The organism is Pseudaeromonas paramecii (genome assembly GCF_039540575.1).
In the GTDB taxonomy this organism is placed as follows: domain Bacteria; phylum Pseudomonadota; class Gammaproteobacteria; order Enterobacterales; family Aeromonadaceae; genus Pseudaeromonas; species Pseudaeromonas paramecii.
In genome coordinates this window covers 41565-55577 of the sequence record NZ_BAABFC010000014.1, presented here as the reverse complement: position 1 = coordinate 55577, position 14013 = coordinate 41565, and the positions used below count along the sequence as shown (strand labels likewise).

Below are 14013 nucleotides of genomic sequence, written 5' to 3'. Positions count from 1 at the left end.
AAGCCGGCTCAACCCAGCGGCGTGATGACGGGCTCGTCCTGTGGACGGGCCAGAAACTCCAGCAGGCCGTGTTCCCCAAGAGGCTGCGCGTAGTAGAAGCCCTGCAGGTAATGCACCCCCAGGGCCTTGAGAACCCGGGCCTGGGCATGGCTCTCCACCCCTTCGGCCACCACCTGATAGCCGAAGCTGTCGGCCATCTGCATCACCGCCTTGATGATCACCTGGCCGCTGTTATCCATGTTGCCGACGAAGGAGCGGTCGATCTTCACCAGATCCACCGCCAGGTGCTGCATCATGGACAAGGAGGAGTAACCGGTGCCGAAGTCATCGATGCACACCTTGACCCCCAGCTGATGCAGTTGGCGCAGGATCAGTGGTAGCCGCTCAGGATCCGAGGCCAGCAGGGATTCGGTGATCTCCAGATGCAGGCGATGGGGCGCCAGCGCGCTGTCGGCCAACACCTGGGTCAGCAGCTCGACAAAGGCGGCATCTTCGAGCTGTACCACAGAGACATTGACGCACAAGGCGATCTCGGCAGCCAGGTGACGCTGGGCAAAGGTGCAGGCCCGGCCCAGCACCCAGAGCCCCAGCCGGCGGATCTGACCGCTCTGCTCCGCCAGCGGGATAAACACATCCGGGGTGATCTCTTCGCCGTCCAGTTGCCAGCGCAGCAGGGCCTCCACGGCCACCACCTGTTCGCTGCGGGTCGCCACCAGGGGTTGGTAGCTCAGCAGCAGCTCCTGCCGGGTGATGGCCTCGTCCAACCGACTGCGCAGCTTGTGTTCCCGCCGGATCTGCTCGGCCAGCACATCGTTGAACAGCCCCAGCCGGCCCGGCGCCTGACGCTTTTGCTCGTACATGGCCATGTCGGCCAGCTGGATCAGCCCCTGGGCGGTGACGCCGTGTTCGGGAAACAGGGCCGTGCCCACAGTGGCGCCCAGCTTGAGGCTGTGGCCCTGGGCGGCGATGGGCTCGTTCAGCCGGGCAATCAAGCCGGCGACAAACTGCTCCAGTACCGGCAGCGAGGGGTAGGGGACGGCCAGGATAAACTCGTCACCCCCCCAGCGGCCCAGCTGGACGCCATCGGTCAGCTGTCGCAGCCGCTTGGCCACCTCCTGCAGCGCCAGATCGCCGTAGTCATGCCCCAGGGTGTCGTTGATCTTCTTGAAGCCATCCAGATCCACAAACAGCACCGCCAGGGGCGCCTGGCGCACGTTGTGCCACTGCAGCAGGGCCCGCAGGCTCTCCAAAAAGGCGCCGCGGTTGAGCAGGCCGGTCAGGGGATCCCGGTTGGACAAGAGGTAGATCTCCCGGGTGCGGATGGCCACCTTCTCCTCCAGCTCGCTCAGCAGCCGCTCGTGCTGATGCTTGAGGGCGATGGCATTGGCGGTAAAGTCGGCAGACTTCTTGGCGGTGTACATCAAGATGCCGCAGAAGAACAGGCCTATGCTGCCCAGCAGATGCTCATGGGGCAGCGGGGAGCGCATCAACAGCACAGAGTAGGGGCACAAGAGGATGAAGGTATAGGTCAGGGCCAATCCCTTGTGGCCGGCCAGGGCATTGGCGCCGCCGCCCGTCAGGGCCGCCACCACTATGATGCTGCTGGCCAGCTGCGGCTGGCTCGCCCCCGGATAGTAGTAGAGACAGAAGAAACACCACATCAGGGCGGTGAGCAGCAGACCGATGGCAAAATGGCGGATGGCACAGGGGGCGCAGCTGGGTTCCAACTGCAGACGCCGTCGCCAGTAATGGCTGAGCAGCAGGCGCAGCCCCAGCAGGCTGAGCATCAGGTACCACCAGCCTGTCTTGCTCAACGCCAGCGGCTGAGGGGCAAAGCCAAACGCCAGCACCCAGGCGGCCAGGGTGGAAATAAACAGCCCGGGATAGCTGTTGCCATACAGCAGCTGGGCCACATCCCGCTGGTACAGGGGTGAGTGCGCCTGATCCATGGAAGACTCCCTCTGGCAATGACAAGGGGGACATAGGGTGCTTGCACCTAGGCGGCAAGGGCGCTGGCCCTACACGCAAAGGGTGCTCGTACCTACGCTGTCACAATTGCCTCGGGCTGTAAATGAGCGATTGTTACTCGCTTGGCGCCCGCCCGAAAAATCGCTCGACGGTTATTTGATCCGGCCCCGCAGGGCCTTGGTGTCGCTGCGCCGGGACTTGCCTTCCAGGCGGCGCTGTTGTGAGGCTCGAGTGGGTTTGGTCGCCCGGCGGGCTTTTTGCACCTTGGCCACGCTCTGGATCAGGGCCTGCAACCGGTCGAGTGCCTCCAGGCGGTTCTGTTCCTGCTGGCGGTGGGTCTGGGCCTTGATGATGATGATGCCGTCGCTGCTGATGCGCTGATCCGACAGGGCCAGCAGCCGCTCCTTGTAAAAATCCGGCAGTGAGGAGGCGCGGATATCGAAGCGCAGGTGGATGGCGCTGGCCACCTTGTTGACGTTCTGCCCGCCGGCGCCCTGGGCGCGGATGGCGGTCAGTTCGATCTCGCTGTCAGGCAGCTGGACGTTGTGGGAGATATACAGCATGGTCGCAGGGTAGCAGCTGCCGGGGGCCGGGTACAGTGCCCACCGGCGCTTGGCGCCGGTAGCCGGCAGGGGTAAGCTCGAGCCGTATGGGTGATGCATCTGCTTAGGAGGCAAGGACGATGAGTCTGTTGATCGATCAGCTGGCCGAGCGGCAGATCCAGGCCGCCTTGGCGCAAGGTCAGCTGGATGCCCTGCCGGGCCGGGGGCAGCCCCTGCAGCTGGAGGACGACAGCGGGGTGCCCGAGGCCCTGCGGCTGGGCTATCGGCTGCTGAAAAACGCCGGCTATCTGCCGCCTGAGTTGCAACAGCGGCAGGAGGCCCTGGCCTTGTGTGATCTGCTGGCGCGCTGTCACGGGCCGGATGACGAGGCAGCCACCGAGCTGCTGCGCAGGCTACGCCAGCTGGAGTTGAAGCTGCGCATCAAGGGTCTGGATACCCGCTTCATCCATCGCTATCTGCAGTCGGCTCAGATGAAGCGTTGAGTCAGCGCCGAATTAGCCGCCCTGGATCTGACGGATCTTGAGGTAGAGGAACAACAGGCCGACGAGCAACACGCCGAGGACGAATCGGTTAGAGAGATATCGATAGCCACGAGTTTTTGCCGCTTCGGTGGTTAGTCGCGGATTTGCCGGGGGATCCTGGGGGACAGAAGGCTCTTCTTCATCCGGTATCCGCCGTCGAAGGGCCCCCCACAACTGCCAGGCCAGGCGATCCCCGCCCAGGGCATAGCCCAGAAACAGGCTTAAAAACAGACAGTAGCGATAGGGGGCATCATAGGCCAATTGCCAAGTGTGCAAGGCTATCCAGAGACCTACCGCCCCCACCATCAAGCGGAAGATCAGGGTGGGGAGCTTGTCTTGTTCTCTCATGGTGCGCCTTTGCATCCTGGCCTGGGGGAGTGCAGCGATGTTACTCAATCAGGCTGCATCCGGCTCTTCTTTTTGCGAGGTTGGGCTGACTGGGGGGCCGGGGCTGGGTGCAGCGCCGCTAACACGGCACCAATGCAACAGGGCGGAATCTCCGCCCTGTTGTCTTTACTGCGCAGGCCGTCTTAGGCAGACGCGTCTGCCGCGACCTTGGCCTGGCTGCTGGCGGCCACCACCTTGGGCTCACCACGCTGGGTGGCCGGGGTGCCGTACCAGTAGCCCAGCCCCATGAACACCACGCCGGAGAGGGTGTTGCCCAGGGTGACCCACAGCAGGTTGTAGCCGATGCCGGACAGGCTGTAGTCGGCGGTGTGGGCACCAAACCAGGCGAGGGCGAAGAGGGTCATGTTGGCGATGGAGTGCTCGTAGCCGGAGGCGATAAAGGCCAGCAGACACCACCAGATGGCGATGAACTTGGCGCTGCCTTCAACCCGCTGGCACATCCAGATGGCCAGGCAGACCAGCCAGTTACACAACATGCCCTTGGCGATCAGCACGCCGATGGGCATCTGGGTCTTGGCCAGGGCCACCTTGTGCAGCAGGCTGGTATCCACCGGCAGCAAGGTGCCGCCACCGGCCTGGAAGAACAGCCAGGCAACCAGCACGGAACCCAGCAGGTTACCGACCCAGGATTGCAGCAGTATGCTGCCGGCCTGGGCGCTGGAGAGCTTGCCGCGCTTGACGCCGAAGGTGAGGAACATGGTGTGGCCGGTGAACAGCTCGGCCCCGGCGATGATCACCAGGGTCAGGGCGATGCCGAAGGTGGCGCCCATCACCAGGGGACGGATGGCCGGATCCACCAGGTTGCCCAGGGTGAAGATGAGGATGATGCCGAGCCCCACGTAGGCCCCGGCCATCAGGCAGCCGATCCAGAAGGACAACGGGCTCTGGCTGGCGGTGCGCTGGATGCGCTCGGCGGTGGCGGCACACTTGCCAATGGTTTCCGTAAACATGCTTGCTCCTTGATGGTCTATTCAAAAAAAGGTTAACAACCGGGTTGTCGCTGTGGGGGCGGCTCAGGCCAGGGCCACCTCGACCCGATCGCCGTTGACCCGCACCGGGTAACTGGTGATGGAGAAGTCCGGGTTCTCCAGGCAGTGGCCGTCGCTCAGACGAAAATGCTGTTTCTTCAGCGGACTGGCCACCCAGAGCGCGCCGTCATGCTCGGCGATGAGGCCGCGGGAGAGCACGCTGGCCTGGGCGAAGGGATCTATGTTGTCCAGGGCGTAGAGGGTGGCCTCCTTGCTCGGGCGGAACAGGGCCAGCTGTTTACCCTGCACCAGGGCGCAGGCGCCGGTACCGGGACGCAGCGCCGTCAGGGCGCAAATGGAAATCCACTCTTGGGCTTGGCTCATCATGCTTCCTCCAGGCTGATGTTGTAGGTGGGGACCCGCTCGGCCGGCGAGGCCGGTCTGTGCTGGGCGCGCTCGGCGACAAACTGCACCAGGGGATCCCGGGCCGAATTGTTGATGAAGTGGGCGAAGCGGGCGTGCTGGCTGACATCCGCCACCGTCTGCTGCCATTCACAGGCATAGGCGTCCCGCAGTCGCGCCATGTCGGCCTCCAGCTCGGCCGCCAGGCCCAGACTGTCGTCGATGATCACCTGCTTGAGGTAATCCAGACCGCCCTCCAGGCTCTCCAGCCAGCTGGCGGTGCGCTGCAGCTTGTCGGCGGTGCGCACGTAAAACATCATGAAGCGGTCCAGGTATTGCAGCAGGCTGGCCTTGTCCAGATCGGCGGCCAGCAGATCCGCGTGGCGCGGCTTCATGCCGCCGTTGCCGCAGACATACAGGTTCCAGCCCTTGTCGGTGGCGATGATCCCCACGTCCTTGCCCTGGGCTTCGGCGCATTCCCGGGTACAGCCCGAGACGCCGAACTTCATCTTGTGGGGGGTGCGCAGCCCCTTGTAGCGGTGCTCCAGCTCCACCCCCAGGCCCACGCTGTCCTGCACGCCGAAGCGGCACCAGGTGCTGCCGACACAGGTCTTCACCATGCGCAGGGCCTTGGCATAGGCCTGGCCGGTTTCAAAACCGGCGTCGATCAGGCGGGCCCAGATGGCCGGCAGATCGTCCTTCTGGGCACCGAACAGGCCGATGCGCTGGGCGCCGGTGATCTTGGTGTACAGGCGGTAGTCCCGGGCCACCTCGGCCACGGCCATCAGCCCCTCCGGGGTCACTTCGCCACCGGCCATCCGCGGGATCACCGAGTAGGTGCCGTCCTTTTGCATGTTGCCCAGGAAGATATCGTTGGTGTCCTGCAGGCCGGTGAGATCCTCGCCCAGCACATAGTCGTTCCAGCAGGAGGCCAGAATGGAGCCGACCGTCGGCTTGCACACCTCGCAGCCGTAGCCTTGGCCATGCTTGGCGATGGCCTCCTCGAAGGTTTTGATGCCGCCGACCCGGATCAGGTGGTACAGCTCCTGGCGGGAGTAGGGGAAGTGGCCGCACAGGTGGTTCTTCACCTCGATGCCCTGCTTGGCCAGCTCGGCGTTAAGCACCTGGGTGATGAGGGGCACACAGCCGCCACAGCCGGTCCCGGCGCGGGTCTCGGCCTTGAGGGCCGCCAGCGTATGGTGACCGTCCGCCACCGCCTGGGCGATGCGCCCCTTGGTGACATCGAAGCAGGAGCAGATCTGGGCGCTTTCCGGCAGGGCATCCACCCCCAGCGTGGGCTTGGCGCCGGCGTAGGCGGGCAGGATCAGGCTGTCGGGGTGCGCGGGCAGCGGCAGATCGTTGAGGGCCATCTGCAACAGGTTGCCGTAATCCTCGGCATCCCCCACCAGCACGGCGCCCAGCAGGCGGCTGCCGTCTGCGCTTACCACGATTTTCTTGTAGACCCCGGCCTGGTCGTCCTGGAACACATAGCTGTGGCTGCCCGGGGTGCGGCCATGGGCGTCGCCGATGGAACCCACCGAGACCCCCAGCAGCTTGAGCTTGGCGCTCATGTCGGCGCCCTCGAAGCGGGCATCGCCGCCTAGCAGGCGATCCACCACCACCTGGGCCATCTTGTAGCCGGGAGCCACCAGGCCGAAGAAACGACCCTGCCAGGCGGCGCACTCGCCGATGGCGTAGATGGCCGGATCCGCGGTCTGGCAGTGATCGTCGATGAGGATGCCGCCGCGTTCGGCCACCGGCAGTCCACCGTAACGGGCCAGCGTATCCTGGGGCCGGATGCCGGTGGAGAAGACCACCAGATCCACCTCCAGCTGGCTGCCGTCGGCAAAGCAGAGGCGGTGGGCCGCCTGCTGGCCACCGTGCATCTGGATCTCCTGGGTGTTCTTGCCGGTGTGGACGGTCACGCCCATGGACTCAATCTTGCGGCGCAGCATCTGGCCGCCCTGACTGTCCAGCTGTTCGGCCATCAGCACGGGGGCGAACTCCACCACGTGGGTCTGCAGGCCCAGGGCCTTGAGGGCCCCGGCGGCTTCGAGGCCCAGCAGACCGCCACCGATCACCACCCCGGACTTGGCCTGCTTGGCGGCGCTGCGGATGGCCTTGAGATCTTCGATGGTGCGGTAGACGAAGCACTCGTGATGCTGGGCGCCCTGGATGGGCGGCACCCAGGGGTAGGAGCCGGTGGCCAGGATCAGGGTGTCATAGTCCAGCACCCGGCCTTGATTGGTATGGATCTGCTTGGCGGCGCGATCGACTTGCTTGACCGCCTCGCCCAGGTGCAGGGTGATGCCGTGCTTGTCATAGAAGCCGGGCTTCACCAGGGAGAGCTCTTCGCTGGTGTGATGGGAAAAGTAGGAGGAGAGGTGCACCCGGTCGTAGGCGGCTCTGGGTTCGGCCCCCAGCACGGTCACCTGGTAGGCCCCCGGCGCGCTGCGCTCGCACAGCTCCTCGATGAAGCGGTGGCCCACCATGCCGTTGCCCACCACCAGGATGCGCGGTGGCTGGCCGGCGTTATGCGTGCTTGCTTGCATTCAGACTCCCTAGGCCCGCAGGCCATGCTTAGTGTGTTTGGCGGCCCCGACTGCGGGACCGCACGCAATCAGTTCAGTGCCAGGGTCAGATCGCTGGCGGCCCGGCTGGCACAGGCCAGCACATAGCCCTGGGCCTGTTCTTCCGGGCTCAAGGGCAGGCTGCTCTGGCTGTGTACCTCGCCGGCGAGTACCCGGCACTTGCAGCTGCCGCACACCCCGGTGCGACAGGCCCCTATGATGGGCAGGCCCTCGCGCTCCAGTGCCGCCAGCAGGGGCTCGTCGCCCTGCAACGCCACCACCTTGTCGAAGGCGGGCACGGTTATCCTGTGCCCCTGAGCCTGGGGCGTCGGGTCTTGCGGCTGGGCGCCCAGATCGAAGGCCTCCTGATGGACCGGCAGGCCGGCGTAGCGGGGATGCGCCAGCAGGGCACGCACACCGGCCAGATAGCGATCCGAGCCGCACAGGAAGAACTCGACACCCTGCAGATCCGGCAACAGGGCCGCCAGGGTCTCGGCGCTGAGGCGACCCGGCAGGCCCGGCAGTTCGCTGGCGGGTTCGCTCAGCTGCAGGCTCAGGCGCAGTTGCCGGTGGCGGGCCGCCGTGTCCAGCAGCCAGGCCAGGGCGATGACCTCTTCCCGACGCTTGGCGCTGTGAATGAAATGGACTGTGCCGGCATAGTCGCTGGCCAGCAGAGCCCGGGTCATGGAGAGCATGGGGCTGATGCCGCTGCCACCGGAGAGCAGTACCACCTGATCCGGCAGGGTGGCGGGCAGGTGGAAGTGGCCCTGGGGCGGCTGGGCGCTGAGGGTCATGCCCGGTTGCAGCGCATCCAGCAGGTAGTTGGAGAGGCGCCCCCCCGCCACCCGCTTCACCGTGATGGCCAGCCGGTCGGTCTGGGCCGGGCTGGAGCTGATGGAGTAGGCCCGCTGCACCGGTTTGCCGGCCAGCTCGGTGCCGATCAGCAGGTATTGCCCGGGCAGGAAGGCAAACCGGCAGGGACTGGCCAGATCCTGCAGCACCAGGGTGGCGGCGGTGAGGGTATCGCCTTGCCAGGTTTCGGCCTGCTTGGCCACACAGGTCAGCTGCCGGCTGCCGGCGTGCCAGTGGGGGTGTTCCAGGGGATTCATGCTCATGCTCTTTGCTACATCGTTGGCTGGTGGGTTTGGGGGCGAGGTCGCCCCCAGCTACATCAACGCCGGCTGGGCCATCAGGCCGCCAGCATGTCGGCCAGATCCTGCTCCACGCTGCCGATGAGCTTGAGATCGAAATTCTCCTGCAAGAAGGCCAGCAGATTCGGGGTCAGGAAGCCCGGTACTGTGGGGCCGACCCGGATGCCCTTGATGCCCAAGGAGAGCAGGGTCAGCAGGATGACGATGGCCTTTTGCTCGAACCAGGAGAGCACCAGGGAGAGGGGCAGATCGTTGACCCCGCAGCCGAAGGCGTCAGCCAGGGCGATGGCCAGCTGGATGGCGGAGTAGGCGTCGTTGCACTGGCCCACATCCAGATAGCGGGGGATGCCGTTGATGTCGCCGTAGTCGAAGCTGTGGAAACGGAACTTGCCGCAGGCCAGGGTCAGGATCAGGCAGTCCTCCGGCACGGCCCGGGCCATGTCGGTGTAGTAGCTGCGTTCGGACTTGTCGCCGTCGCAACCGCCGATGAGGAAGAAGTGGCGGATATGGCCGGCCTTCACCTGGTCGATCACCGCCGGCGCCGCCGCCATCAGGGCGTTGCGGGCAAAGCCGGTGCTGGTGTAGGCGGGGATCTCGTCATGGGGGAAGCCGGCCAGGGACTGGGCCTTGGCGATCACGGTGGCAAAATCGTCCCCCTCGATGTGGCAGACTCCGGGCCAGCCGACGATGCTGCGGGTGAAGATGCGATCCCTGTACTGGCCGACATCGGGATTGATGATGCAGTTGGAGGTCATGACGATGGCGCCGGGGAAGGCGGCAAACTCCTTCTGCTGGTTCTGCCAGGCGGTGCCATAGTGCCCCACCAGATGGGGGTACTTGTTGAGTTCGGGGTAGGCGTGGGCCGGCAGCATCTCGCCATGGGTGTAGACCCGGATGCCGGTGCCGACGGTCTGCTCCAGGATCTTCTGCAGATCGTGCAGATCGTGGCCGGAGACCAGGATGGCCTGGCCCTTCACCGGCTTGATGTTGACCTGTACCGGGCTGGGGTGGCCGAAGGTGTCGGTCTCGCCCTTGTCCAGCAGCGCCATCACCTTGAAGTTCATCTGCCCGATGCGCATGGCACAGGCGATGAGCTCGTTCATATCCGCCGGATCCTGCCCCAGCCAGGCCATGATCTCGTGATACTCGGCGCCGATGGCATCGTCCTGCTCGCCCAGCACCCGGGCGTGTTCCATGTAGGCGGCGGCGCCCTTGAGGCCGTACAGGCAGAGCATGCGCAGCCCCAGGATATCCTCGCTCACCTGCTCCTTGCCCCGGTTGACGGCGGCGGTGGGGGCCCAGCTCAACAGGGCGGCCTTCTCACCGGTGAGCTCCACGGCGGCGGGGCCCGTCATGGCTTCGGGTTGCTGGCCCTGGGCCAGGCAGGCGGCTTCGTAACCCTCTTTGAGCTTGGCGCGGGCCTGCTGGGCCTCGCCGATGAAGGCCAGGATGCGCTCGGCATCGAAGTTGACGTTGGTCAGGGTGGCGAAGAAGGCCTGGCAGCTCCAGGCGTCGATGGCGCGGTCGACCAGGCCAAAGCGGCGGGCGGCCACTGCGTAGGCACTCACCCCTTGCAGCAGGTAGATGAGTACGTCTTGCAGATCGGAGACCTCGCCCGTCTTGCCGCACATGCCCATGGCATAGCTGCAGCCGGTGGCGACCGGGGTACGTATGGTGTGTTCACATTGCACGCAAAACATGGCGACTCCTTGCGATAAGACCGGATGACGGGTCGGTACCCGATGACGCACGGGCTATTACAAGGGGTGTGCCAACTATTTATGTTGTTATTATTCAATAAATTAGACTTTATCTGGTTGCGAGGTGAGTCAGAGTGACTCAGACGTTGACCGAGTCGAACTGACTCCCTTAGTCAATTTGACTCGGTGGCTGAGGCCGGTTCTCTGAGCTCGGCTATCTGTTGCCAGAGGGCCTCCACCCGTTCGGCATGGCGCCGGTAATAGGCCGGATTGAAGGGCAGGTAGTAATCCTTGGTCAGCAGGGGGGGAGTCAGCTTCTCGAACTGCCCCGGCCAGCTGGCGATGGCGGCGTCACCGGCTTCTTCCAGGGTGGTATAGGCACACAGTCGCCCCTTTTGTACCAGCCGCAGCAGTTGCTCGGGGCCATCCCCCGGGTGCAGGTTGAGTTGCCGCTCCGCCAGATATGAGCCGATGGACCAACCGGCGTTGTAGCCCACCCGGCAGTGACGGGGTTGCAGTTGTTCACCGTTCCAGCTGACGGCGGCTCCCTGCTTGCGGTAGAGCACATAGTTGAGGCGGGCCAGTCGGCGGGCCGGATCCAGTTTGCCGTCCCGCTGGGGATAGCGCAGCGTCTGGCCGCGTTCCGGCGTCCAGGAGTAGAAGAGGGCGGCATCCACCTCCCCGAGGGTCACATCGTGCAGCACCCGCAGGGTGGGCAGACGCTGCCAGTGGATCTGGCAACCCAGCCGGTGGGCCGCCAGATCCACCAGGGCAAAGCTCTCCCCCTGCGGGCCGGCGCTGGGCACATCCCGTTTGATATAGGGGGGAATGGGTTCGTCATTGTAGGCGATGGTCAGCCAACATTCTTGCGCCGGAAGGGGCGCCGACATCAGCAGTAACCAGCCGATGCGGCCGAGGCGGGAGGGAAGGACCATCAGGTTTGCTCCGGCGAACGAGAGTCTTGAGTATAGCCTTGGCACCGCCGTCGGGGCTGAGCCGCTGGTCGTGAGGCCCCTTGGTCTGCAAGGGTTTTCAAAATGTGACGGAATAGTTGAAAAAAACGCCAATTTTGTAAAAATAGCGAACCCGTAACGGCGCGGGGTCAGTAAAAACGAAAGCAAGAAAACAAAAACAAAAGGAAAGGTGGCGCGGATGAATGGCATGCCGACATGGAGCGGCCCTGAGGTCAAGAGCCGGGAGGCGCAGCTCGAGCAACAGCTGGCCCGGGTGCGCGCCGAGCTGGCCAACCTGCGCCAGGAAAACCGCCACCTGCTGGAGAAGCTCAACGCCGCCCTGGATGGCACCGGCATCTGCCTGTGGCAGGGGCTGGTACAAAGCGGCGAGCTGACGGTCTTCAACCTGCAGAACTTCGAGCAGGGCCAGATGGCGCCGCATTTTGATCTCTGGCAGGCCAAGCTGCATCCGGATGACAAGGCGCCCGCCCTGGCGCGCTACTTCGGTCACCTCGATGGTCTCTATCCGAGCTATGAAGCCAAGTATCGCACCCTGGGCCCTCACGGTGAGATCACCTGGCTGTGGGATAGAGGCCGGGTGGTGGAGTGGGATGCCCAGGGGCGGCCCTATCGCATCATGGGATCCCATATCGACATCACGGAGCAGATGGCCCAGCAGGCCCAGCTGGAAGAGCAGGCGCAGCTGGATCAGCTCACCGGTCTGTACAACCGCCATACCTTTACCCGTCTCACCCGTCAGCGCCTGGCCTTGGGGGGCCGCGGCGCCCTGCTGTTTATCGATCTGGATGACTTCAAGGCCATCAACGATCGCTTCGGCCACCCCTGCGGGGATGCGGTGCTCAGTCAGGTGGGGCAGTGGCTTTGCTGCCGCCTGCCAACGGGCTCCCTGTACGGCCGCTACGGCGGGGATGAATTTGTCGCCTACGTGCCTGGCCTCACGCCACCTCAGGCGGAGGCGCTGCTCTCTCGCCTGCTGGCGGAGCGGCCTCAGTATCCGACGGAGCTGGGGGATTGCCGCCCCGTGGGGCTGAGCATCGGCGGTTGCTGCTGGCAGCAGGCGCCGGGATTCGAACAGGCGCTGGCGTCGGCGGATAGGGCCATGTATCAGGCCAAACAACAGGGCAAGCGCGGCTTCTGGCTGGATTGCTTGTAAGAGGGTGAGGCCAGGGGGGCCATCAAGCGCCTGCCAGGTGCAGGCACTTGGTCTTTTTGGCCGGGATAAGCGGCCGGTTATCCGGCACTAACTGGCCAGCCCCAGCCGCTTGGCCAGCCGGTTGAGGTTGGCCCTGTCCAGCTGCAATGCCCGGGCGGCGGCACTCCAGTTACCCTCATGGCGGGCCAGCGCCTGTTCAATCAGCTGCCGCTGATACTGTTCCACCGCGTCCCGCAATCCCGGCAGGTTGTTGACCCGCTGGGCGTCAGGCATCGGCTGAGGGGCAAGGGTGCCGGCAGACAGCCCCAGATGCGGTAACCGGATCAGGGGGCGCGTCGGCTCTTGCTGGGCCGCCTTGAGGCTGGCGCGCAGCAGCAGGTGTTCCAATTCCCGCACATTGCCGGGCCAGTCATATTGATGCAGGGCCGCCAGCGCCTCCGGATGCAGGCCCACCGGCGCCACCCCCAGACGGCTGCGGGCCTGTTGCAGAAAATAGCCGCACAGGTGATCCAGGTCTTCTAGGTGGGCGCGCAGGGGCGGCACGGCGATGGGGTAGACCTTGAGCCTGTGATAGAGGTCGGCGCGAAAGCGGCCGGCGTCCACCTCCTGGGCCAGATCCCGGTTGGTGGCGGCGATGAGCCGCACGTTCACCCGTTTGAGCTTGTCGGACCCCACTCTTTGTATCTCCCCCTGTTGCAGGGCGCGCAGTAGCTTGGCCTGCAGCGCCAGGGGCAGCTCGCCGATTTCGTCCAGGAACAGGGTGCCGCCATCGGCCAGTTCAAATTTGCCGGCCCGCTCGCTCACCGCGCCGGTGAAGGCCCCCTTGCAATGACCGAACAGTTCGCTCTCGGCGATGGACTCGGGCAGGGCGGCACAGTTGAGGTGCACCAGGGCCTGATCGGCGCGCCGGGACTGGGCATGCAGGGTGCGGGCCACCAGCTCCTTGCCGGTGCCGGTTTCCCCAGTGATGAGCACCGCCAGATCCGTGCTGGCCACCAGGCGGATCTCCTGGCGCAGACGCTGCAGCACCGGACTCTGTCCCACCAGTTCCCCTTCCCGTTGGCGAGCTTCTTGCACGAGCTCCTGGGCAAGCGCCTGCTGTTGTGCCTTGGCCTGCTCCAGGCTGTGGAGCAGGGCCACGTTGCGCAAGGTGGCGGCAGCCAGGGCGGCAAAGGCGGCCACCGTCATGTCATCCACAGTGTCAAACACCCCCGGCGTCAGGGCATCCAGGGTCAAGGCGCCCACCAGCTGGTGATCCACATACAGGCTGCAGCCCATGCAGGCATGCACGTCGGCCCGGCGCTCCGGATCGATGGCCAGCCAGCCGTCGAAGGGATCCGGCAGATCCGTGTCGTCGGGAAAGCGGACCGGCTCCCGGCTGGCCAGGATGGCGGCCAGGCGGGGATGTTCGCTGGGGCGAAACTGGTGGCCGATGAGCTCGGGGGCCAGGCCCTGCAGGGCCACGGGAACCAGGATACCGTCCCGTAGCTGCAGCAAGGAGACGGCATCACAGGGCAGCACCTCGCAGATGGCCTGTACCAGCCGGCGAAACTGCAGCTCGCCGGGCATGGAGGTGGACAGGCCGACGGCGATTTTAAGCCAGGCGTGATCGCGGAGGGGGGCAGGTGTCATAGG

General features: G+C 65.1%; 12 protein-coding genes. 2 read left to right on the top strand and 10 right to left on the bottom strand.

Annotation, left to right across the window (positions count from 1 at the left end; genetic code table 11):
• Positions 1-8: 8 nt before the first annotated feature.
• Together ABD847_RS11520 and arfB are read right to left on the bottom strand one after the other, a co-directional pair.
• Positions 9-1949, bottom strand: coding sequence for a putative bifunctional diguanylate cyclase/phosphodiesterase (locus ABD847_RS11520; RefSeq protein WP_345013116.1), 1941 nt, complete (start codon positions 1947-1949; stop codon positions 9-11).
• Between the two features lie 171 nt (positions 1950-2120).
• Positions 2121-2531: an alternative ribosome rescue aminoacyl-tRNA hydrolase ArfB gene (gene arfB, locus ABD847_RS11515; RefSeq protein WP_345013114.1), complete on the bottom strand. Its 411-nt coding sequence runs from the start codon at positions 2529-2531 to the stop codon at positions 2121-2123.
• Between the two features lie 119 nt (positions 2532-2650).
• On the opposite strand from arfB, the gene ABD847_RS11510 reads away from it, so the two are divergent.
• On the top strand, positions 2651-3013 hold the full coding sequence (locus tag ABD847_RS11510) for a DnaJ family domain-containing protein (RefSeq protein WP_345013112.1): 363 nt from the start codon (positions 2651-2653) through the stop codon (positions 3011-3013).
• A 12-nt stretch (positions 3014-3025) separates the two neighbouring features.
• Here the strand turns inward: ABD847_RS11510 and ABD847_RS11505 are convergent, their stop codons facing one another.
• The 7 genes from ABD847_RS11505 to ABD847_RS11475 all read right to left on the bottom strand — a co-directional run bounded on the left by ABD847_RS11505 (position 3026) and on the right by ABD847_RS11475 (position 11186).
• Positions 3026-3400, bottom strand: a complete 375-nt coding sequence (locus ABD847_RS11505) for a hypothetical protein (protein WP_345013110.1) — start codon at positions 3398-3400, stop codon at positions 3026-3028.
• A 182-nt stretch (positions 3401-3582) separates the two neighbouring features.
• Positions 3583-4410 (bottom strand): nitrite transporter NirC, encoded by an 828-nt coding sequence (gene nirC / locus ABD847_RS11500; RefSeq protein WP_345013108.1) that lies wholly within the window; start codon positions 4408-4410, stop codon positions 3583-3585.
• A 63-nt stretch (positions 4411-4473) separates the two neighbouring features.
• Positions 4474-4812, bottom strand: a complete 339-nt coding sequence (gene nirD / locus ABD847_RS11495; protein ID WP_345013106.1) for a nitrite reductase small subunit NirD — start codon at positions 4810-4812, stop codon at positions 4474-4476.
• Positions 4812-7382 (bottom strand): nitrite reductase large subunit NirB, encoded by a 2571-nt coding sequence (nirB, locus tag ABD847_RS11490; protein ID WP_345013104.1) that lies wholly within the window; start codon positions 7380-7382, stop codon positions 4812-4814. The genes nirD and nirB overlap by 1 nt, the downstream gene beginning before the upstream one ends.
• A gap of 68 nt (positions 7383-7450) precedes the next feature.
• Positions 7451-8515 carry a flavin reductase family protein gene (locus ABD847_RS11485; RefSeq protein ID WP_345013103.1) on the bottom strand — a complete coding sequence of 355 codons (1065 nt, stop codon included), beginning with the start codon at positions 8513-8515 and terminating at the stop codon, positions 7451-7453.
• 74 nt (positions 8516-8589) lie between these two features.
• Complete coding sequence (gene hcp, locus ABD847_RS11480) at positions 8590-10251, bottom strand: hydroxylamine reductase (RefSeq protein ID WP_345013102.1); 1662 nt, start codon at positions 10249-10251, stop codon at positions 8590-8592.
• 173 nt (positions 10252-10424) lie between these two features.
• A complete protein-coding gene (locus ABD847_RS11475) occupies positions 10425-11186 on the bottom strand; it encodes a substrate-binding periplasmic protein (protein ID WP_345013100.1) in 762 nt (253 codons plus the stop codon).
• A 226-nt stretch (positions 11187-11412) separates the two neighbouring features.
• Here ABD847_RS11475 and ABD847_RS11470 point away from each other — a divergent pair, with 226 nt between their 5' ends.
• Positions 11413-12378 carry a GGDEF domain-containing protein gene (locus ABD847_RS11470; RefSeq protein ID WP_345013098.1) on the top strand — a complete coding sequence of 322 codons (966 nt, stop codon included), beginning with the start codon at positions 11413-11415 and terminating at the stop codon, positions 12376-12378.
• Positions 12379-12465: 87 nt separating this feature from the next.
• Here the strand turns inward: ABD847_RS11470 and norR are convergent, their stop codons facing one another.
• Entirely contained in the window at positions 12466-14010 is a 1545-nt protein-coding gene (norR, locus tag ABD847_RS11465) for a nitric oxide reductase transcriptional regulator NorR (protein ID WP_345013096.1), read from the bottom strand.
• Positions 14011-14013: the final 3 nt, after the last annotated feature.

What these genes read in the sequence shown, in the direction of transcription:
- nirC (WP_345013108.1), bottom strand. Translation starts at nt 4,410, where the DNA reads ATGTTTACGGAAACCATTGGCAAGTGTGCCGCCACCGCCGAGCGCATC.
- norR (WP_345013096.1), bottom strand. Translation starts at nt 14,010, where the DNA reads ATGACACCTGCCCCCCTCCGCGATCACGCCTGGCTTAAAATCGCCGTC.
- ABD847_RS11475 (WP_345013100.1), bottom strand. Translation starts at nt 11,186, where the DNA reads ATGGTCCTTCCCTCCCGCCTCGGCCGCATCGGCTGGTTACTGCTGATG.
- hcp (WP_345013102.1), bottom strand. Translation starts at nt 10,251, where the DNA reads ATGTTTTGCGTGCAATGTGAACACACCATACGTACCCCGGTCGCCACC.
- ABD847_RS11510 (WP_345013112.1), top strand. Translation starts at nt 2,651, where the DNA reads ATGAGTCTGTTGATCGATCAGCTGGCCGAGCGGCAGATCCAGGCCGCC.
- ABD847_RS11520 (WP_345013116.1), bottom strand. Translation starts at nt 1,949, where the DNA reads ATGGATCAGGCGCACTCACCCCTGTACCAGCGGGATGTGGCCCAGCTG.
- nirD (WP_345013106.1), bottom strand. Translation starts at nt 4,812, where the DNA reads ATGAGCCAAGCCCAAGAGTGGATTTCCATTTGCGCCCTGACGGCGCTG.
- ABD847_RS11470 (WP_345013098.1), top strand. Translation starts at nt 11,413, where the DNA reads ATGCCGACATGGAGCGGCCCTGAGGTCAAGAGCCGGGAGGCGCAGCTC.
- ABD847_RS11505 (WP_345013110.1), bottom strand. Translation starts at nt 3,400, where the DNA reads ATGAGAGAACAAGACAAGCTCCCCACCCTGATCTTCCGCTTGATGGTG.
- arfB (WP_345013114.1), bottom strand. Translation starts at nt 2,531, where the DNA reads ATGCTGTATATCTCCCACAACGTCCAGCTGCCTGACAGCGAGATCGAA.
- ABD847_RS11485 (WP_345013103.1), bottom strand. Translation starts at nt 8,515, where the DNA reads ATGAGCATGAATCCCCTGGAACACCCCCACTGGCACGCCGGCAGCCGG.
- nirB (WP_345013104.1), bottom strand. Translation starts at nt 7,382, where the DNA reads ATGCAAGCAAGCACGCATAACGCCGGCCAGCCACCGCGCATCCTGGTG.